Origin of the sequence: Enterococcus quebecensis (assembly GCF_001730365.1) — a bacterium.
Lineage (GTDB): Bacteria > Bacillota > Bacilli > Lactobacillales > Enterococcaceae > Enterococcus_L > Enterococcus_L quebecensis.
Genome location: NZ_MIKB01000002.1, coordinates 41,224 through 62,812, shown reverse-complemented (window position 1 = coordinate 62,812; position 21,589 = coordinate 41,224). Strand labels below are relative to the sequence as shown.

Genomic DNA, 21,589 nt, shown 5'->3' with positions numbered 1-21,589 from the left:
AATTAAATGAGTAGAAACGATCAATTATCTTTCGCTTTCCATTTAATCAAATACAAAAAAATCATTATCCAAGACAGTAGTACCGAAAAAATACTTGAAACTTTTTGAATGGTAGTTTTTTTATAAGAAATAGTAATATCATGAACACCTTGATCAAGTCTAACAGTGACAAGACCAGCTTTATTGTAATTACTAATGACTTTTTGATTTTCTTTCACTTCATAGCCTTTGTAATAAAATTTAGGCAATTGAACCTCTTTGGTACCATCTATTCGTAAAGCGTACTTACTAAATTCATACTGATTTACTGTTTGATTCAACGCATCATTATAAGGAACGCCATCAATAATTAAACTAGGCGATGCAAAGTATTTTTTAAAATCAGTGTCTTTGACTAAATATTCTTTTCCATGTCCAATTTCTGATTCATAAAAATCAGAATAATTTTTATTTGTTACTGTGATATTATTCTGGCTAGTACTTTGCATTAAGTTATTTACATTAAAACCAATAGTTAAAAGACTGGTCAAACTGAGAAATACAAACACATCCTTACTAGAAAGAAAACGGAATTGTTCAATCAAATTAACCGCAAGCAGACTGGCAAAGAAAGAAGCAAATAACAATACTCGCCATGGAAACTGGATTTTTGCTAAAATAGATATTTTAAACAACGCCCAAGGAAAAAGATTTGTAGCTAGAACAATTAAAAAGATTGTGATCAATGTTAAGCGTTTATTTTTAGGTGTTAATTTAGGATAATTGAAACCTGCAATAATAACTGCGAAAAGTAGGAATACACCAATATTTGGTTTTAACTCCGTAAAAGGGGCACTTAAATTTGCAAGACTATTAACGAATAAATTCCCTAAACTAAAGTTCAAGCCACTTGTCCATAAGGTTGTGCGAGCAAAATTAAATGTCAATTGATAGGTTTGCTCTAAATAAGGAAGCAAAAACCAAGCAGATAATCCAACGGTTAGCAGGCCCGCTTTAATCAAACTTCTTATTTGTAATTCTTTACACTTTTTCCAATTAATCAATAAAAAAAGAAGTAGTAGCATAAAAGAGTAGAAAGCTGTAATCAAGTGGCTGGCAATCAAGAAGCTCATACCGACCGCCAATAACTGCCAACGATGTTTATCGCTATAAAAAATAGAGTAGACGCCTAAAACAAATAATGGCAAAAAGGCAAAAGCTAAGGTCTCTCCAAGAGCCGCTCGAACAGATTGATCGATTAATCGATAGGTGGACAGTGTATAGAAACAAGAAAATAGCAATGCCTGCTTTTTATTGTTTTTTATAGAATACAAAAAATAATAAGATGAAACTGCCGTGATCAAACTAATTAGTAATTGATATAAATAATAAGAAGGAACAAAAGAGAGCCCAACTATTCGAAAAATAGCAAACGGCAATAATAGAAGTGATGGGTAAAATAAATCTGCACCATATCCAAAATTCAACCCCATATTAGGAAAAACCCTTGGAAAAAAGTCCAGATGTTTGACTGCCTCATAGTAGCTTTCTAATCTGGTTCGATGAAACAAGAGATCATCTTGACTGAAAATGTAGTTGTTAAAAAAATAAGGGAAAATAGAAATCATACTTATCCACAACAAGATAAGTAAAATAACAAGATTTGTTTTGCTTTGTTTAATATTCAAGTGAGTTCGCCTGCTTTGTATGTTTTTTTTATTTTAACAGAAAAATGAATATTAATATAAGATATTCATTGAAAATAAGGTCTTCTTTAATTAAAATAAAGGTTTTATGAGTATAACAGACTTCTGGGAAGAGGAGTCGTTTAAATTGATTTATTTGTAGTCTGAAAAAATGACTCAAATTGAGGTTTATTTATGGTAGGTGAACAAATAAAAAATATTTAATTACTTAAGGGTTGATATTTATAACATTAAGTGTTAATATAAATGTACCCTAACAGTATTTTCATTTTACTCAATCCGAGTAATACTCCTTATCCCACCTTGAAAAAGGTGGGATATACTGTTTTAATCGGCGTTTTTTGATTAAAAGGTTAACTTTCCTTCAATAATCCAATTGTGTAGTTATTCAATAAGTTTTCACTGTCCCTCTCATGAGTTAACATCTTGACTTCTTTTTTTACATTGGTTGCATGTGTAACATCGCCAGCATTTTCTAGCAAATGAATGAAATCATAAACACGTTCCATATAAACAGGTTCGCCTTCAAGAAGATAATTTAAAAGATTTGTTAAGTATTGTAAATTTAATTTGAAATTATAATTTTCATTTTGTTTGTCTTGTTTCTTTGCTAGTCTAATGTACTTCTCTGCACCTTCGTAATCTTTTGCATATAACTTTAAAGTAATTAAATTAATTAGGATACTATGAGCGAATTTTTTTGTAGTAAAATCACGTTGTTCTTCATATTTAATTGGAAACATTTTAGTAATTAGTAAATCAGCTTCCTTTGCATTAAAAAATCGAATAAGATTATTTGTTATTGCGTAATCGTATTGAAGGTAAAATGATTTGTTCAGTAGGCCATCTAGAGTACTCGCTATTTCTTTTTGAGTAAGTTCTTCTACTTCATCCCAATGATCATGAAAAAAGTTTTTAATTGCTATATAATTTGATAGTTCTCGTAGTGTTTTTTCTTCTTTATTTTTTAAAGAAAAATAATAGCTTAGTAGCTTTTGCTTTGTACTTTTATTTTCTAAATGGTTTGCACAATAATAAAAGTATTTTCTAAAATCCTGTTGTTCTTTATCAAACGTTGCGAAACGGAAAAATTCTTCACTATTAACAGAGATGTGACTTAGTATTTCTTCTAATTCATTTATCTTTAAGGCGCGTCGCTCACTTTCAATTTTTGAATATGTTGAAGGGTCTATATATTCAGGCATCATTTCTTTTTGAGTAAGTTTTAACTTCAATCTAAAAAAACGCAAAGTATCTATGATATTCAAGGCTTTTCCTCCTTTTTTATGCGATTATAGCATAAAACAAGTGTTATATTCTCTTTTTTTTAAGAAATTCTGAATATTTTATATTTAATATGCTAATTTCGCATTTTGAGATTTTTTTACTTTCAATTTCGTTTGTTGTTTGCTATTCTTTACTTAAGGGAATTTATTTGTTTGCAAACACTGTTTTTTCAAAAACTAAATATGGAGGTGTCTGTAATGATTTCTTTCTTGACTTTGGTGTCAGGAGTTATTAGCGTCTACGTAATTTGCGTTGGAGGCTAGAAGTATAGTGGTTCTATTTGAATTCAAGCTATCAAATTATTCTAGTGAACAAAAAAATTTAACTAAAAAATAAATGTATAAATAAAAAGTGCGTAACAAAAAAAAGTGCAAAATAGTAGCTTCCGATTTACTTTTCCTGTTGAATGAAGTAAATCAGAGGCTATTATTTTATTTGTCTTCTGTTGACTTATCGGTTGCTAGTGTTGGAATTAGGTATTTTTCCAAGCCATATTTTGCAGCTAATGTCTTTGAAAACATTTTTTCTTGAGCAATTTTCATAGCGTAAAAAAATTCAATTTCTCCTTCGGTGGGTTCGTCAATAGATAAAATATCTTTACTGTAGGTTAGTGCAATTGCTTCTGAAAAGTAATAAGAATCGTTTTTAGAAATGGAAAGTCGTAAGGTATCACCAAATAAAATATCGTTTTCATCAGCAAATGCATCTTTTTTTAAGTTAATCAACCATGTATTCTGAAAAGTTGTTGTTACTTTTATCAAATTTTGATTCATTGTTTGTTTCTCCAATCGATAAAATAATAGAGGTACAATTACATTATACCAAATAGTAGTTAATTTTAGACTAAAAGATGAAGGCTGGACATTTTTTTGAGAATTATGTGCTAGATTTTTAAACATCGATGTCATTGTTATGATAAAATGATAGGTACGAAAAATCAGTATAAAAGTAGTGTATTAATAAGTTAAAAGGGACTTTTCTACTTGGAAATAAACGGACAAATTTCAAAAGGAGTAGTAAAAAATGAAGAAAATCACACCTCAGATGTTTATCACATTAATAGAAAATAAAGAAGAACGATTTGCGATTATCATTAATCATTGGTTCTATTACATAGAAAAAGGTCGTATCTACAAATTTCAACAGCATAGTAATGCGAAAGTTCTAACAATGATGGATTCATATTATGATGGACAAATGGATAGTGAGACATTAATTAATGAGTTGAAAAAAAGTATTATCAATCAAATTCAATATGATTGGTTTACAGATGTATGGATGGAAGCTATTATTGAACGGATCGGTGGTTCAGCATACGATTTAGAGGCATTCTTTTTCTAAAATACAAAATATTGCATTTTTTAGAATTTGGGATGCTTTTCATTTGTAAAAATAAAAATAGGATAGTAGGATAATGGTATCCTAACAACAACTTTTTTTCATTTACTCTCATGAGTAAAACTCCTTTTCCCATCTTCGTTTGAAGATGGGATTCTTTTTATAGTGGTCAGGTAAAGTTTACTTTCAAAGAAGTTGTAATTTCGTTTTTTTTTTGCTAAGATGAGTACATATAAATAAAAATGGTTGGGCGCAAGCTTCAAGGATCAGGTTCTTCAAGGGGTGAGAAGAACGATTTTTTGGACTTACGCCCTTTTTTATTTTTCAATCAGTTTTTAAGGGAATAAGTTGTGTTTTTTCTAAGTAAAAACACAGTTTATTCCCTTTTTGATTGTAAAAAAGGGTGATAAGTTCAATAATAGAGAGGAATACTGAGTAATCAAATGATAGGGGTGAAAAAATGGTTTTAGAAGCATTAGATAAGATACGAGATGCAGAAGAGCAAGTGGATCAAATGAGACAAACGCTTAAAGAAGAACTGGCTATGTATGAACAAAAAAAAGCAACAGACTTGAAGAAAAAACAAGAGGTTAGTCAAGAGAAAGTAACAGCTGTGCTGCAGGAGCTAGAAACTCAAAAAAACGAACAACTTCAAAAAGAAAAGGTTGTTTTATTAAGTGAAGCGAAAGAACAAAATCTAAGCTTCCAAGAAAAATATGAGAAAAACAAAGAATCTATCATTGATCACGTAATAGAAGGGGTGAAAACAATCTATGGCAGTCAATAAAATGGAAAAAATGACGATCATTGCTTCTGCTGAAAGAGAAGAAGTGATTCTTCAAACGATTCAAGGGTTGCAGGCAATTGAGATCAAAGATTTTTTTCATTCTAATGTAGATAGCTCTTATATAAAAAAACATTTTGCGTCAACCGTAGTGGAGGAAGATGAAAGTAAAAAGAAATATTTTCAATCAATGCTGACGGAAATTCAGGAAGCTCTGACATTCATTGAACGATTTGGTGAAAATTCTTCTAAAAAGAAGCCCTTAAAAAGGCAAATACGTACATTAAGCTCTCTTGAAAAAAGTTTTGACGAGTTGAGAATCACTGAATATTTAAGAGAAATTGCTTCACTTAAAAAGGGACTGGACACGATTGATTCTACAAGAAAAGAGTTGTTATCAAGGGAAAAATGGTTAGCTCGTTGGCAGTATTTAGATATTATTCCACAAACCAATTCATTAGCGAGTACCGAACTTTTATTGGGAACAATCAATTCAGCCAATCAAAGTGATTTTTTAGCGGATATAGAAAAGGTAGCATCTGTTTATGTTGAAGAAATTTACCATAGTCAAAATCATGTCTATTACAGCTTGATTTATTTGAAGAGTCAATCAGATGATCTGGAAGAAATCACGAGTAAATATAGCTTCAATGAGTTTCGTTATCCATATGATATTTTACCAAAAGAGGCATATCAAAAAAATAAAGAAGAATTGACCGTACTTGTTGAAGAAGAAAAGAGATTGAAAATCAGCTTGTCTTCTTATCGAAATCATTTGGAAGAACTATATTTTGCTGAGGAGATGACTTATGCGTATATCCATCGAGAAGGCGCAAAAAAACATCTGCTAAATACGTCTTATTTCTTTGTTATGCAAGGGTGGATTCCGATTGATGAGAAACAGGAGTTGACGGCTTCTTTGCAAAAGGCATTGCCTATAGATGAGGTTTATATTACCTTTGATCAACCAACTGAGGATGAGATTAAGACCGATATTCCTGTGAAATTAAAAAATAATTCTCTTGTAGCTCCTTTTGAAATGCTGACGGAAATGTACAGTTTGCCAAAATATGATGAAGTTGACCCAACGCCAATTATGACGCCTTTTTACATGGTATTTTTTGGTATGATGGTGGCGGATATTGGATATGGAGTGTTGATGTTGTTAGGTGCATTGCTTGCGCTTAAACTACTGGTGTTACCAAGAGGAATGAAACGTTTTGCGGATTTCTTTCTAATACTGTCTTTTCCAACCATTATTTGGGGCTTTATCTACGGTTCGTTCTTTGGTGCTACGTTACCCAAGATGATGTTTGGCATTCAGTTACCGTTTCCCATTTTATCAACGACTGAAGATGTAAATACAATCTTGATCTTGTCTGTTATTTTTGGGTTTATCCAGCTGTTAACAGGATTGATGGTCAACGGAATTGAATTAACTAAACGAAAACGCTATTTAGATAGTATTAGTGAAAGTTTTGCTTGGCAAGGTTTATTGGTGGGGATTTTAATTTCCGTCTTAGGTATGTTGATCTTTAACAATGATGGGTTGGTTACAATTGGAATTGTTGTAGCAGTTATTTCTGCCATATCAATTATTGTAGTACCGATTATTCAATCGAAATCAAAAATTAAAGGATTGGCTAAAGGTCTATATGGATTGTATGGTTTAACAGGTTATATTGGTGATTTAGTCAGTTACACACGTTTGATGGCCTTAGGGATTTCAGGTGGAAGTATTGCAGCAGCGTTTAATATGTTGGTGGCCTTTATGCCGCCTGTAGCTCGCTTCACTGTAGGGATCTTATTGATTGTAGCCTTGCACGCTTTAAATCTCTTTTTAAGCTTGTTAAGTGCTTATGTGCATGGGGCACGGTTACAATATGTAGAGTTTTTCGGGAAATTTTATACCGGCGGTGGTCGCGCATTCAAGCCGTTGAAAACAGAAGAGAAGTACATGAATATCGAAAAAAAATCAAAAGTAAAAGAATAGTGGAGGAATAAAAACATGATGGATTACTTAATTAATAACAATGGTGGAATTCTTTTTGCAGTTTTAGGAATGGCTATGGCAACAATTTTAGCAGGAATCGGTTCAGCTAAAGGTGTTGGATTTACCGGTGAAGCAGCGGCTGCATTAACAACGGAACAGCCTGAAAAGTTTGGACAAGCATTGATTTTACAATTATTACCAGGGACACAAGGGTTATACGGGTTCGTAATTGCTTTCTTGATTTTTATTAACTTAGATAACAGTATGTCAATGGTTCAAGGTTTGGATTACTTTGTGGCATCTTTGCCTATTGCTTTTGCTGGTCTATTTTCAGGTATCGCTCAAGGACGTGTTGCAGCAGCAGGGATTCAAATCTTAGCTAAAAAACCTGAACATGCAACAAAAGGAATCATTTACGCTGCCATGGTTGAAACATATGCCATTCTTGGGTTCGTTATCTCATTCTTACTTGTACTAAATGTGAAGTAACAGGAGGAAAAAAATGGATGCAATCGAAAGAATTGTCGAACAAATTCTAGAAAAAGGTCAAACTGAAGTTTTAGAACTGAAAAAAGTAGAAATTAAGCGAATTGACCAAGAGTTTGCAGAGCAAGAAGAAGCGCTTTTTTTACAAGAAAGAAAGTTAATCGAAAAAAATGAAGAACAAACAATTAAAGCTTTTAAACAAAAACAAAATCGTCAACAATTAGAGATCAAACAAGGGACGTTGAATCAAAAGCAAGGTTATTTGGAACTGCTTTTTTCAGAGGCAATCGAACGAATGAATCATTGGACAGAGGCAGAGTTTCAAATTTTCGTAAAGCAGATTATTAGTCAGTTACCTGTTGAAGGAGATGCTCGGTTAAAGTTAGGTGAGTATTCACAAGAGAAATTAGACGATCAATGGCTGGCAGAACATACTTCTGACAAACTGAGATTGGTACTGGAAAAAGAGTATATACCAAATGTTGGTGGATTTATCATTGCCAAAGATGGTATTGAATACAATTTTCTATTCCCTAGCCTTGTTCAAGAAATCAAGAAAACAGAGAGCTTTAAGATAGCTGAAATGCTGTTTCAATAAATTTAGTGTTGAATGAGCTAAGCGACTCGCTTCACTTTTTTTAGTTGAAACTGAACGAGTCTATTCAGCTTCACTATTATCTAGCTTCACAGGCTAGCTTCTCGGAAAAAAGATAAATTATGAAAGAGACAAAAAACGTCTCAGTCATAATTTCCTATTTTTCAGTCGAAGCTGAACGAGCCTGTTCAGCTTCACTATTATCTAGCTTCACAGGCTAGCTTCTCGGAAAAAAGATAAATTATGAAAGAGACAAAAAACGTCTCAGTCATAATTTCCTATTTTTCAGTCGAAGCTGAACGAGCCTGTTCAGCTTCACTATTATCTAGCTTCACAGGCTAGCTTCTCGGAAAAAAGATAAATTATGAAAGAGACAAAAAACGTCTCAGTCATAATTTCCTATTTTTCAGTCGAAACTGGACGAGCCTGTTCAGCTTTTAAATTTAGGAGGATCATGATGAAAGAGACTGCTTATAATCAAATCAATCCTTTGATTCGTCTTAAAGAAACAGAACTTTTAAGTAAGGCACAATATGAACAATTATTAAATGCAAAAAATATAGAAGAACTAAAGGATATTTTAAAAAATACTGTTTATGGAACCTACATGACGGATGATTTTGCGGACAGATTTGAATATATTTATTCAAAAGAAAAAGGTAAGTTATATGAATGGTTGTATGAAATGGCTCCAGAACCTGAAATTATTGCGATCTATACGTCTCGTTCAACTTTTCATAATTTGAAAGTTTTAACGAAAGCTGAACTGACAGGGAAAAATCTAGATCATTTGTTTATTGATGACGGACGTTATTCCATAGAGACATTGAAAAGTGCGATTCGTACAAAGGTATCTAACGAGCTACCAGAAACTTTAATGAATGCCATTCTCGAAGTATTGGATTATTTTCAAGAATCGTCTGTACTTCAAGCCGTTGATATTATTTATGATCGTAACTTCTTGACGTTCCAGCGACAACTTGCTGAGAGGTTGGGATATGATGATATTGTGGCAGAAGTTACAGCATTTATCGATTTGACGAATATTTCTACTATGGCTAGAGGGATTATTCAAGGGCATCATGAAAATTTCTTGTCAACCGTTTTATCTAGCTCAGGCAGTATTACTAAAGATAGATTTTTAGAATACACTGAACAACATTTATCCATCTTTACCGAATTTATTCTTAGCACGACATATGGTGGATTGGTAACTCCGATTGTTTCTACTGAAACGAAAGAATTAGACTTGGTTTCTTTTGAAAAGGTAAAAGATGATTATCTGACAAGCTTGTATGATAAAGCTAAAATTATGGCGTTTGGTCCGTTGCCACTACTTGCATTTTTAAATGCGAAGGAAGTGGAGTGGAAGAATTTACGTTTGATTCTAGTTAGCAAACGAAGTAATTTTCCAGTAGAAGTTGTTAGAGAAAGGATGCGGATGACAGATGGCATATAAAATAGGTGTAATTGGTGACAAGGATTCTGTCATGCCATTCAAGTTATTTGGTTTTGATGTTGTTTATGCAATTTCTGCAAAACAGGTTAGAGAATCAATCGAGTCGATGGCGAAAAATAATTTTGGTGTGATTTTTATTACGGAAGATGCATCTGAGCAAGCTGTTGAAACAATCGAACGTTATAAAAGTGAAGTCACTCCAGCGATCATCTTAATTCCAAGTCATAGTGGGACAAAAGGGATTGGTTTGAAAGAGATTCAGGATAACGTGGAAAGAGCGATTGGACAGAATATATTATAAGACATTGAAAAGATTAAACGAGCTTACTAAGCTTTACGTTTAATCTAGCTTAACAGGTTAGATCCTCGAAAAAAAGATAAAATCGGATTGTGGCGAGAAATACCACTCTCAGATTTTCCTATTTTTTAGTCGAAGCGAAACGAGCCTGCTAAGTTTTAAGGAATAGGAGGAATGATTTTGCAAACTGGTAGAATTGTTAAAGTATCCGGTCCTTTGGTTATGGCTGAGAATATGTCTGATGCAAGTATTCAGGATATTTGTCATGTTGGAGAACTGGGTGTTATTGGAGAGATCATTGAGATGCGGGGAGATGTTGCCTCGATTCAAGTATATGAAGAAACAACTGGAATTGGACCAGGTGAACCAGTGGTGACGACGGGAGAAGCACTGTCAGTTGAACTAGCGCCGGGGTTGATTTCAGAAATGTTTGATGGGATTCAGCGTCCGTTAGATACTTTTGCAGAAGTAACAGAAAGTGATTTTTTAAGCAGAGGAGTTCAGATTCCAGCTTTAGATAGAAAGAAAAAATGGGTCTTTAAACCGTGTGTTTCTGTTGGCGAAAAGGTTTCAACGGGTGACATTATAGGTCTTGTCCAAGAGACAAAAGTGATTCCGCATAAAATCATGGTGCCATTTGGAATCAATGGGACAGTAAAAGAAGTGAGACAAGGCGAGTTTACAATTGAAGAAACTGTTTATGTTATTGAAACAGAAAACGGTGAAAAAGAGTTTACAATGATGCAAAAATGGCCTGTCCGCCGTAGTCGTCCAATTTTAGAGAAATTAAATCCTGACGTACCTTTACTTACTGGACAACGAGTGATTGATACTTTTTTTCCTGTAACTAAAGGGGGAGCAGCAGCAGTTCCAGGACCTTTTGGAGCTGGTAAAACAGTGGTGCAGCATCAAATTGCTAAGTGGGCAGATGTTGATTTGGTTGTTTATGTAGGGTGTGGAGAACGCGGCAATGAAATGACGGATGTATTAAACGAATTTCCTGAATTGATTGATCCAAGTACTGGTGAATCAGTTATGGAACGAACTGTATTGATTGCTAATACTTCTAATATGCCAGTAGCAGCCCGTGAAGCATCCATTTACACAGGAATCACCATTGCGGAATACTTCCGCGATATGGGCTATTCTGTGGCAATTATGGCAGATTCAACCTCTCGTTGGGCTGAAGCATTGCGTGAAATGAGTGGACGTTTGGAGGAAATGCCTGGAGATGAAGGTTATCCTGCATACTTAGGTAGTCGCTTAGCGGAATATTATGAACGTGCTGGGCAAGTCGTAGCATTAGGAAAAGATCATCGTGAAGGGAGTATAACAGCAATCAGTGCGGTTTCTCCGTCAGGTGGGGATATTTCTGAGCCTGTTACTCAAAACACATTACGTGTTGTAAAAGTTTTTTGGGGATTGGATGCAACATTAGCTCAAAAACGCCATTTTCCATCGATTAACTGGCTACAAAGTTATTCTTTATATGACTCAGAAGTCGGTAAATATTTAGATCAGCAATTACAAGTTGATTGGTCTGATATGGTTATGGAAGGTATGCGTATTTTACAAGAAGAGTCACAATTGGACGAGATCGTTCGTCTAGTTGGTATTGATTCATTATCGGATAAAGATCGTTTGACTTTAGAGGTTGCTAAATCAATTCGTGAGGATTACTTGCAACAAAATGCATTTGATGATGTTGATACGTTTACTTCAAGAGAAAAACAATACAAAATGCTTCGCTTGATCTTAACCTTTTATAAAGAAGGTCAAACGGCTTTAGCTTTAGGTGCCTATTTATCCGAAATCATGGATGGGACGATCGCTTTGAGGGATCAAATTGCTAGAAGTAAATATGTACCAGAAGATCAAATCGATCGCTTAGATAGCTTGGTGGATGAAATCAAACAAGTTTTAAAACAAATTGTTGCAGACGGAGGGATGACGAATGATTAAAGAGTATCGTACGATTAATGAAGTTGTTGGTCCCTTGATGATTGTTGAAAAGGTTGAAGGCGTCAAATATGAAGAATTGATCGAAGTTCGTATGCAAAATGGAGAAATTCGTCGTGGACAAGTCTTAGAAATTAATGGAGACAAAGCGATGGTTCAGATATTTGAAGGAACTAGCGGCATCAATCTTCGAGATTCAAAAGTTCGTTTTTTAGGTCATCCTTTAGAATTAGGTGTATCAGAAGACATGGTTGGTCGGATTTTTGATGGTTTAGGTCGTCCTAAAGACAATGGACCTGAGATTCTGCCAGAAAAAATGGTAGATATCAATGGTGAAGTTATTAATCCTGTCGCTAGAGATTACCCAGATGAATTTATTCAAACGGGTATTTCTGCTATTGACCATTTGAATACCTTAGTTCGTGGTCAAAAATTGCCCGTATTTTCTGGTTCAGGTTTACCTCATAAAGAATTAGCGGCACAAATCGCACGCCAGGCAAATGTTTTGAATAGTGATGAAGATTTTGCGGTTGTCTTTGCAGCGATTGGAATCACGTTTGAAGAAGCGGAGTTTTTTATGGAAGATTTCCGTCAAACAGGTGCCATTGATCGTTCGGTAATGTTTATGAATTTAGCCAATGACCCGGCAATTGAGCGTATAGCTACGCCAAGAATGGCGTTGACGGCAGCTGAATATTTAGCCTATGAAAAAGGGATGCACGTGTTAGTGATCATGACAGATATGACTAATTATTGTGAAGCTTTACGTGAAATTTCAGCGGCACGACGTGAAGTGCCAGGGCGACGTGGTTATCCAGGTTATCTTTATACAAATTTAGCAACATTATATGAACGTGCAGGGCGTATTCGTGGGTTAAAAGGTTCTGTGACCCAGATTCCGATTTTGACAATGCCAGAAGATGATAAAACGCATCCGATCCCTGATTTGACAGGATATATTACTGAAGGACAAATCATTTTATCGAGAGAGTTGTATAAGAGTGGTATTCAGCCGCCAATTGATGTACTACCTTCATTGTCTCGTCTGAAAGACAAAGGAACTGGAGAAGGGAAAACACGAATCGATCATGCGCCGACAATGAATCAATTATTTGCAGCGTATGCACAGGGAAAACAGGCGAAAGAGTTAGCTGTTGTACTTGGTGAATCAGCGCTGTCTGATGTAGATAAAATCTATGCAAAATTTGCGGATCGCTTTGAGAAAGAGTACGTAAATCAAGGATTTTATGCGAATCGTTCAATTGAGGAAACATTAGAATTAGGGTGGGAACTTTTGTCAATGTTACCAAGAACAGAATTAAAACGAATCAAAGATGACATGTTGGATGAATATTTGACCGAAGGAGAGTGATCGAAAGTGGTGCGATTAAATGTAAACCCCACACGAATGGAACTCTCTCGACTAAAGAAACAGCTTGGAACCGCAACTCGTGGTCATAAGTTATTAAAGGATAAACAAGATGAACTAATGCGCCGATTTATTTTACTAGTCAAAAAAAATAATCAACTGCGGATTGATGTCGAACAAGAATTAACGACAGCATTATCTAATTTTGTCTTAGCTAATGCTACTCTGAATGAAGCCTTTATCGAAGAATTAGTAGCAGTTCCTGCAAATGAGGTAACACTTGATGTTATTGAAAAAAATATTATGAGTGTGACTGTTCCAATCATGAATTTTCACTATGATGAAACAGTTGTTGAAGCACCGTTGAACTATGGTTATTTAAATTCTAATGCTGAACTTGATCGTGCTTTTGATAAAATTTCGACTATATTACCGAAATTATTAGAATTAGCAGAAGTTGAAAAAACCTGTCAGTTAATGTCAGAGGAAATTGAGAAGACTCGCCGTCGGGTAAATGCGTTAGAATATATGACGATTCCTCAATTAGAGGAGACGATTTATTATATTCAAATGAAATTGGAAGAAAATGAGCGGAGTGAGATCACTCGTTTGATTAAAATCAAGAATATGGGCAGTTAAGCTAAAAAAACTAAGTGGGAACAAAGCCAAGGTGCATTTGTTCCCACTTAGTTTTTTTATTTTTCAATGAAAATAGTGTAATCACCGCGATAATTAGTAAATCCAGCTTCTACGACGATATAATAAAGTTGATTGAAACTCTAATGTATTTTATTATTATTACTACTAACGTTGATTAAGTTAAGTTTATTTTTTATGTTTCATGGGGATAGTCACTACTTTGTACAGCCCATAGTTGATCAGTTACAGTCGAAATAAAGGGGATTCCAGCATCCGTCTGTCCATTAGTAAAGACAGTTAGAATAAAAGGATGTTCTGTTTCTAAGATTCCGATATCATGGAGATAACCTTCATAAGAACCGATCTTATGAGCCACTTTTCCAGACGTAATGGGCGTATCCATTCGTTCATGAAAAACAGTATTTTTCATATAGTTATAAATTGTTTGATACTCTGAGTTTGATGCTTTTTCTTTGTATAAAATATTAAGGATTTTTGCTGCGTCTTCAGAAGTGAGCTTTGCATCATCCCAATCTGTTTCTTTTTGCAAGAAGTGAGCATAAAGGGCTTGTTTGGCTTTGACTCCACCACCAAAAGTGTCATACAGCATATTTTTGGCGATATTATCTGAATAAGTGATACTATATTCCTGCAATGTTCGCACCGAATATTTTGGCTGAATATTATTGATGATGATCCCAGTACCGACTTCATAATCTTCTTTTTCATTAAAAGTAAGCTGATCATCCCATTTTAAACTTCCAGCTTGCACTTTATCAGCAATCATCATCGCTAAAGGTACTTTGATTGTGCTGGCACTGTAAAATTCTTTCGTTCCATTAACCGAAATTTGTTTACCTGTAGTTAGATCTACATAAGTCATACCTACATCACCTTTGAAGGAATTTACAGCGTCTGTCATGGTTTGATTGATTTTATGATAAAAGACTGTAAGTTCTGGATTTTCTTGTGTTTGTGGTTCTGGGCCTTTAACTATTGAAGAAGAGGTAGTCTTGGTTGGTTTGCTGATTTTTTCACTCGTTTCTGTTTCGTTTGCGTAATCTACTGTATGAGTAGAAAAGAAGAATGAAACAATCAAAAAGAAACAAATAGAGAAAATCATTCCGTATAGCGTCATTTTCTTTTTTTCCAAATACCATTCGTTCCTTTCTAAATAATTAGATTGTAAACGGATCATATCAAATAATGATTAAAGGAAGCTTAAAACCGCTAAAGTCTTTCAATAAAAAATACGATCACAACCATTTAATCATTTTTCTCTTCCTTTTGCAAGATTTGTTGAGACAATGGTTAAAAGGATAAATGATGAGATAGTGTTTATGATTTGTTTCAATAAAAAAGAAAGAACTAGGACGAAAAATTGTCGTCTTAGTTCTTTGTCTATAAGTAAGAAGAGTGGTCATGATTTTCCAAATGTTGCTTTAACCTCTCAGTATCTTTAATCAAAGAGTGACCGATTGTTGTATCTCTTACTTTTAAGCGTTTCAATTGTCTATCAACTATTTGTCTAGTGGAAATAATATCATCATTTTTTTCAATAGCCGTTTCTTTATCAGAGAAGGGCTTATGAGCAGCTAATTGCATACCGAATGAATTGTATAGTAGGGTATACCCGCCAATTCCAGTTACTTTTTGATAAGCTCGTGAAAATCCACCATCAATCACAATCATCTTGCCATCCGCTTTAATTGGAGATTCTCCTTTAAGCAGTTTCACAGGTGTATGTCCGTTAATAATATGGGCATCTGTCTCTTTGAGATCGAATGCATTTAAAATCTGTTGACATATTTCCGAGCAGTTTCTCAATTCATAGTAAGGATTTTTTTCTTCAACATGGGTTTCACTTTCCTTGATGAAATAGCGTTCAAAAGTTTTCATTGCTTTTTTTCCAAAAAGAGAAGAACTTTCACCACACCAAAGATACCAGACGATATCTGTTGAAAAATCTTCTGTTTGCCACGGTTGGTCAAAGGCTTGTTTAATGGTTGTTTCAAAAAAATCAAGTAAGCTTTTGCCAGAAAATGTTTTTCCATCAAAAATCACAGATTGAAAAGTTCCATCTTCATTAAGAGGAATACAACCGTGAATTAGTAGGTTGTGATTGTAAGGAAGATAAAGAGAACCCTTTTCTATGAGAAATGCCATATGTTGATTTAACTTTTGAGCATGTTGAAACTGTCGCATTAAATCAGTAATGATTAGTTCTTCTTCCAAAGTCAACGTATAAGGATCTTTCCAATCAATGGTTTGAAAACAAGTATTTACAAGACTGTATGTCTGATTATGGATTGTAAGTGTGTTGTTATTCACTTTGTCTAACAATAAGCGATGATCCATTTGAAATTCCGGCCGACGTCTAATCAGCTGTCCTTCTAATTTCTCTTGAATGATTGCCATTGCTTGTTGGATTTTCATGGCATCAGTTATCTCCCAAATGGTAAGACTTCTGTAGGGATTTTCTTTAGGTTTAAAATGGATATTTTCCTGATAAGTTTTACGGCTAAATGATTTTAATAAATGTAAATCAATACCGTAAGCATCTTCTAAAAGATCAAGATTACCATAGCGAGCACAAATTCGCAGTACGTTAGCTAAACACGCCTTTGATCCACTCACCGCTCCTAACCAAATAATATCGTGGTTGCCCCACTGAATATCAAGAGAGTGGTAGTCCATCAAAGAGTCCATGATTTTGTCAGGATGAGGGCCTCGATCATAAATATCTCCAATTACATGCAAGTGATCAATCACAAATCGTTGAGTTAAATAAGCCAAATCAGTGATAAATCGTTCAGCTTCACCAAGTTCAATAATTTTTTTGATAATCTGACGATAATAGGCTTTTTTATCTGTATCTTCGTCATACTGATAGATCAATTCCTCCAAGATATATGCATAGGTTTTAGGTAAGGCTTTTCGAACTTTGGAGCGAGTGTACTTACTGGATGAAAAACGAACGATGACCAACAGGTGTTCAATAGTCTCAAACCACCAATTTTTCGATAGTTGTTGGCATCGTTTTAAAGAGTGCAATTTTTCTTCAGGATAATAAATCAAAAAACACAGCTCATCCATTTGTTCAACAGAGAGTTCTTGATCAAAAAGGGTATGGACTTTAGTACGAATGCTTCCAGATCCATTTCTTAAAATATGGTTGAATGCATCAAATTCACCGTGAAGATCGCTGATAAAATGTTCCGTTCCTTTAGGTAAATTCAAAATGGCCTCTAGATTGATAAGTTCGGCAATCAATTCATTGGATTGAGATTCATTCATCTATAGGACTCCTTAGTGTTCGTTTTTGGTCAGATTTTCAATGATGGTTGTTGTTTCTTCGATGGATTTTTTATCAACATTGATTACTAAAGCATTATATTTTTCAAAAACACTAGCTGCATAATTTAGTTCTTCTTGGATACGATCAGCATTTGTGTAGGCGGAGTCTTCTTTTAATCCTAATGAATGCAAACGAGATTTGCGAATGTCCATCAAGCTGTCGATATTGGTTGTCAGACCAATGATTTTTTTAGGGTCAATTTGATCCAATTCAGCCGGTAAAGCAACTTCTGGAATCAAAGGCAAGTTGGCTACTTTGTGGTTTCTATTGGCCATATACATACTCAGTGGTGTTTTTGATGTGCGTGAAACACCTAATAGTACATAATCAGCTTCTAAAAAGCCTTTTGAATCTTTACCGTCATCGTATCGGACAGCAAATTCAATTGCAGAAACACGGCTAAAATATTGTTCATTTAATTTATGAATAGCTCCCGGTTCTTGTAAAGGCTGAATACCAAAGGTTCCTTCAACGATTTCGCTTAATGGACTCATATAGTCGACAAATTGCAACCCAGTTCGTTTGGCAAAGTCTGCGACTAAGTTTACCAGTTTTTTATCTACCAATGTCGTAACAACAACTGCTTTATCATGTAAAGCATCCCTTAAGATAGGTTGTAGTAATTCCTCATCTGTAATGAAAGGAAAACGTTTGATGTCACTCATGTCAATACTTGGGTATTGAGCTGAGACTGCAGAAATAATTTTTTGCGCAGTTTCCCCAACTGAATCTGATACTAAATAAATTTTGATTTTGTCATTTTTCATTAATGTACGCTCCTCTTTTTTCTTCACTATTTCTATAATTATTTTTAATAGTTTTCTTTTTCAATATCATTACCAGCATGGATAAAATAAGCCATCATTTTCGTTTTAGTCACCTTACCAATAACTTTTTTAGGTTGATCGATTTCTACAACAGGTAAAGTGTCTATATTATGCTGAATCAATAAAGCTCCTGCTTCCAAAATTGTTCGTTCCCCTGTGATGGTAACAATATTAGGCATGCGAGTCATGATCATAGCGACTGGTGTTTTTTCGGTATTTGGATTACTAATTGCAGCCCGCAGTAAATCTTTCCTAGATAAAATGCCGATTAATTCATCGTTGTCATCTTTAACATATAAAGAGCCAACGTCATAAATGAATAAATTAGTTACGGCATCGTAAACCGTGGTACTTTGATGGATTGAAATCGGCGGCAACATAATATCTTTGACTTTCTTTTTATATAATTTTTCATAAAGCAGTGGTTCAACCGTTTGCCCTGTGTAGAAATAACCAACTTTTGGTCTAGCATCAAGCAAACCGGTCATCGTTAAAATGGCTAAATCGCTTCTTAAAGTGGCACGACTAAAACCAAGTGTCTTAGCAATACTATCACCGCTGATCGGCTCATTTTCCTTGACGATTTTAATGATCTCCAATTGTCTTGAGGTAAGTTTCATTCTATCGACCTACTTTCTTAATGTGACACACTAATGATTATATATTTCTTATAAAAATAAATCAACCGTAAAAAAAAGTTTCATTTTTGATTCTTGACTTGCAATGTGATACACAATATAATTGTTTTTAGATATATGTGATACACTATTTGAAAAGAAGGAGCGTTGTTCATGAACTATGTGGTTGATTTTTCAGAAGGAAGCAAAGAACAAGTCGATTTATTAGGAGGCAAAGGAGCCAATTTAGCTGAAATGACAAAGTTAAATTTGCCCGTGCCTACAGGATTTACGATTACAACAGAGGCATGTTTAGATTATTTAAAAAAGAAAGAACACATGTCAAATGAACTATATGAAGAAATCAAGCTACACATTAGTAGCATGGAAGAAAGAACGAAAAAAAGATTTGGTGATATAACAAACCCTCTATTAGTTTCAGTGAGAAGTGGTTCAAAGTTTTCTATGCCGGGAATGATGGATACGATTTTAAATTTAGGTCTAAATGACGAGACTGTTATCGGATTAATGAAAAAAACAGGTGACGGTCGTTTTGCCTACGATTGCTATAGAAGACTATTGCAAATGTTTGGCGATGTTGTTTGTGGTATTGATAAGAATCGTTTCGAAGATCAGTTAGATTTTTACAAATCAAAGAAAAATTATGTTGCTGATACAGAAATGCAAGTGGAAGATTGGCAAGAATTGGTAGCGGTTTATAAAAATATTTTTCTAGAAGTAACTCATCAACCATTTCCGCAAGACCCTTATGAACAATTGGCTTTTGCCGTAGAAGCTGTTTTTCGTTCGTGGAATAATCCCAGAGCAATTACTTATCGTCGGCTCCATGATATTTCAGAATTATTAGGTACCGCAGTTAATATTCAGGAAATGGTATTTGGAAATTTTGGTTCTGAGAGTGGAACAGGCGTTGCATTTACTAGAAATCCTGCAACAGGAGAGAAAGGGATTTTCGGCGAATTTTTACTAAACGCTCAAGGTGAAGATGTGGTGGCAGGAATCAGAACGCCTCAAGCAATTAGCGAACTTGAAGTGTTGATGCCTGATGTTTATCAAGAGTTTTTAAAGGTAAGTCATTTGCTTGAAAATCATTATAAAGACATGCAAGATATCGAATTTACCATTGAAAATCGTAAACTTTATCTTTTACAAACTAGAAATGGTAAACGAACTGCTAAATCTGCATTCAAAATCTGCATCCAATTGGTTGAAGAAGGAATTATTTCAAAAAAAGAAGCGATTCAACGAATCAATCCAACCATGGTGACTCAATTACTTCACCCAGTATTTGAACCAGAACAATTAGCACATGCCGAGATTTTTGCTAAAGGATTACCAGCTAGTCCAGGAGCTGCCAGTGGTAAAATCTATTTTACTGCGGAACAAGCAAAGAAAGCCAGTGAACAAGGTGAAAAAGTCATTTTAATTCGTCAAGAAACTTCCCCAGAAGATATTGAAGGCATGGTTGTTAGTGAAGCGATTGTGACTTCTAGAGGAGGTATGACTTCCCATGCTGCAGTTGTAGCTAGAGGTATGGGCGTTTGCTGTGTTGCTGGATGCGAAGAAATTTATGTAGATGAATTCTTAGAACAGGCAAAAGCTGGTGATGTTGTCATACATCAAGGTGATACGATTTCAGTGGATGGAACAACAGGAACCATTTATAGAGGGAGTATTCCTTATGTTGAAGGAGACGAGTGGCAATTACTTGAAACAATTACAGAGTGGGCAAAAGAAGAAGCTGCTATTAGTGTAAAAGCAAACGCTGAAACACCAGCAGATATAAAAACTGCATTGAGATTAGGTGCAGATGGTATTGGTTTAGCAAGAACTGAGCATATGTTTTTTGGTGAGGAACGAATTTTTGAAATGCGCAAAATGATTCTTGCAGAAGATGAGAAATCTCTATTAGCACCTTTAAATAAACTAAAAGAATTCCAAAAAGTAGATTTTTTAACAATGTTTACTTTGTTAAAAGATAAATCCTGTACCATTCGCTTGCTGGATCCGCCACTGCATGAATTTTTACCTAAAACAGAAGAAGAAATCATACATTTGGCAAATGCTACAAAGCGGACGGTGGCAGAAATTCATCACCGAATTGAAGAATTGCATGAACAAAATCCAATGCTAGGACATCGGGGGTGTCGCTTAGCAGTTACCACTCCGCAAATTTATGAGATGCAAGTTGCTGCAATTATTGAAAGCGCTATAGATGTCTCTCGAAATGAATCAGATATAACTATTGTACCTGAAATCATGATTCCTTTAATCGGAAGTCAAGAGGAGATGAGTTGGCTAAGAGAACGTTTAGTTCAAACGATTCAAACGATTTTTGACACTGAAGGGCAAATCGTACCGTACAAAATAGGAACGATGTTGGAAATACCAAGAGCTTGTTTAACTGCTGAAAAAATAGCGGAAGTTGCTGATTTCTTCAGTTTCGGTACGAACGACTTAACCCAACTAACCTATGGTTTTTCACGGGATGACTCAGTCAAATTTATAGGTGCATATCAAAATAAACAACTGCTAAAGGCAGACCCATTCCAACATATTGATGAAGAGGGGGTTGGGATGTTAATGAGAATTGCTGTTGATAAAATCAGAGCTTTTGATCCAACAATTAAAATTGGGGTCTGTGGTGAAGTCGGTGGAGACCCCCAATCAATTCGCTTCTTAAAAAAAATCGGTGTGGATTACATTTCATGTTCTCCGTATCGGATTCCGGCTGCTATTTTAACAATCGCTAAAGAGAAATAATCAGCAACTGATCTAAAAATATTGCTATAAAAGCAATATTTTTGGATCAGTTTTATTTTTTTGGTTCGTGATAGTCTGTTTTTGTTTTAGTAAATGGTATAATTTATAGGA

Annotated in this window: 18 protein-coding genes and 1 other annotated feature; of the genes, 11 read left to right on the top strand and 7 right to left on the bottom strand. The window is 34.7% G+C overall.

Annotated features, from left to right (window positions below):
• Nucleotides 1-20: 20 nt before the first annotated feature.
• From BCR23_RS03095 to BCR23_RS03085, 3 genes are all read right to left on the bottom strand, one after another.
• Nucleotides 21-1,472, bottom strand: coding sequence for a glycosyltransferase family protein (locus BCR23_RS03095; RefSeq protein ID WP_240482521.1), 1,452 nt, complete (start codon nucleotides 1,470-1,472; stop codon nucleotides 21-23).
• 566 nt (nucleotides 1,473-2,038) lie between these two features.
• Nucleotides 2,039-2,953: a helix-turn-helix domain-containing protein gene (locus BCR23_RS03090; protein WP_069634053.1), complete on the bottom strand. Its 915-nt coding sequence runs from the start codon at nucleotides 2,951-2,953 to the stop codon at nucleotides 2,039-2,041.
• Nucleotides 2,954-3,403: 450 nt separating this feature from the next.
• A complete protein-coding gene (locus BCR23_RS03085) occupies nucleotides 3,404-3,745 on the bottom strand; it encodes a hypothetical protein (RefSeq protein ID WP_069634052.1) in 342 nt (113 codons plus the stop codon).
• 250 nt (nucleotides 3,746-3,995) lie between these two features.
• On the opposite strand from BCR23_RS03085, the gene BCR23_RS03080 reads away from it, so the two are divergent.
• From BCR23_RS03080 to BCR23_RS03035, 10 genes are all read left to right on the top strand, one after another.
• A complete protein-coding gene (locus tag BCR23_RS03080) occupies nucleotides 3,996-4,313 on the top strand; it encodes a hypothetical protein (RefSeq protein WP_069634051.1) in 318 nt (105 codons plus the stop codon).
• 241 nt (nucleotides 4,314-4,554) lie between these two features.
• Nucleotides 4,555-4,602 (top strand) — a sequence feature (sodium ion sensor (DUF1646 type); this cis-regulatory element may regulate processes involved in with the transportation of sodium ions).
• 168 nt (nucleotides 4,603-4,770) lie between these two features.
• Complete coding sequence (locus tag BCR23_RS03075) at nucleotides 4,771-5,097, top strand: hypothetical protein (protein WP_069634050.1); 327 nt, start codon at nucleotides 4,771-4,773, stop codon at nucleotides 5,095-5,097.
• The gene (locus BCR23_RS03070) at nucleotides 5,084-7,087 is read left to right on the top strand and encodes a V-type ATP synthase subunit I (protein WP_069634049.1); all 2,004 of its coding nucleotides are present in this window, start codon (nucleotides 5,084-5,086) and stop codon (nucleotides 7,085-7,087) included. The genes BCR23_RS03075 and BCR23_RS03070 overlap by 14 nt, the downstream gene beginning before the upstream one ends.
• A 15-nt stretch (nucleotides 7,088-7,102) precedes the next feature.
• Complete coding sequence (locus BCR23_RS03065; RefSeq protein ID WP_069634048.1) at nucleotides 7,103-7,576, top strand: V-type ATP synthase subunit K; 474 nt, start codon at nucleotides 7,103-7,105, stop codon at nucleotides 7,574-7,576.
• 13 nt (nucleotides 7,577-7,589) lie between these two features.
• Nucleotides 7,590-8,171: a hypothetical protein gene (locus tag BCR23_RS03060; RefSeq protein ID WP_069634047.1), complete on the top strand. Its 582-nt coding sequence runs from the start codon at nucleotides 7,590-7,592 to the stop codon at nucleotides 8,169-8,171.
• Nucleotides 8,172-8,625: 454 nt separating this feature from the next.
• Nucleotides 8,626-9,627: a V-type ATPase subunit gene (locus BCR23_RS03055; RefSeq protein WP_069634046.1), complete on the top strand. Its 1,002-nt coding sequence runs from the start codon at nucleotides 8,626-8,628 to the stop codon at nucleotides 9,625-9,627.
• The gene (locus BCR23_RS03050; protein WP_069634045.1) at nucleotides 9,617-9,928 is read left to right on the top strand and encodes a V-type ATP synthase subunit F; all 312 of its coding nucleotides are present in this window, start codon (nucleotides 9,617-9,619) and stop codon (nucleotides 9,926-9,928) included. Before BCR23_RS03055 ends, BCR23_RS03050 begins: the two co-directional genes overlap by 11 nt.
• 177 nt (nucleotides 9,929-10,105) lie before the next feature.
• The gene (locus BCR23_RS03045; RefSeq protein ID WP_069634044.1) at nucleotides 10,106-11,887 is read left to right on the top strand and encodes a V-type ATP synthase subunit A; all 1,782 of its coding nucleotides are present in this window, start codon (nucleotides 10,106-10,108) and stop codon (nucleotides 11,885-11,887) included.
• Nucleotides 11,880-13,256, top strand: a complete 1,377-nt coding sequence (locus BCR23_RS03040) for a V-type ATP synthase subunit B (protein ID WP_069634043.1) — start codon at nucleotides 11,880-11,882, stop codon at nucleotides 13,254-13,256. The genes BCR23_RS03045 and BCR23_RS03040 overlap by 8 nt, the downstream gene beginning before the upstream one ends.
• 6 nt (nucleotides 13,257-13,262) lie before the next feature.
• Nucleotides 13,263-13,892, top strand: coding sequence for a V-type ATP synthase subunit D (locus BCR23_RS03035; protein ID WP_069634042.1), 630 nt, complete (start codon nucleotides 13,263-13,265; stop codon nucleotides 13,890-13,892).
• 193 nt (nucleotides 13,893-14,085) lie between these two features.
• Here the strand turns inward: BCR23_RS03035 and BCR23_RS03030 are convergent, their stop codons facing one another.
• From BCR23_RS03030 to ccpN, 4 genes are all read right to left on the bottom strand, one after another.
• Nucleotides 14,086-15,045 carry a serine hydrolase gene (locus tag BCR23_RS03030; RefSeq protein ID WP_167352146.1) on the bottom strand — a complete coding sequence of 320 codons (960 nt, stop codon included), beginning with the start codon at nucleotides 15,043-15,045 and terminating at the stop codon, nucleotides 14,086-14,088.
• Between the two features lie 248 nt (nucleotides 15,046-15,293).
• Entirely contained in the window at nucleotides 15,294-17,189 is a 1,896-nt protein-coding gene (locus BCR23_RS03025) for a fructose-bisphosphatase class III (RefSeq protein ID WP_069634041.1), read from the bottom strand.
• Nucleotides 17,190-17,201: 12 nt separating this feature from the next.
• A complete protein-coding gene (locus tag BCR23_RS03020) occupies nucleotides 17,202-18,017 on the bottom strand; it encodes a pyruvate, water dikinase regulatory protein (protein WP_069634040.1) in 816 nt (271 codons plus the stop codon).
• Nucleotides 18,018-18,061: 44 nt separating this feature from the next.
• Nucleotides 18,062-18,697: a transcriptional regulator CcpN gene (gene ccpN, locus BCR23_RS03015; RefSeq protein ID WP_069634039.1), complete on the bottom strand. Its 636-nt coding sequence runs from the start codon at nucleotides 18,695-18,697 to the stop codon at nucleotides 18,062-18,064.
• A 171-nt stretch (nucleotides 18,698-18,868) separates the two neighbouring features.
• On the opposite strand from ccpN, the gene ppdK reads away from it, so the two are divergent.
• Entirely contained in the window at nucleotides 18,869-21,478 is a 2,610-nt protein-coding gene (gene ppdK, locus BCR23_RS03010) for a pyruvate, phosphate dikinase (protein ID WP_069634038.1), read from the top strand.
• Nucleotides 21,479-21,589 lie beyond the last annotated feature (111 nt).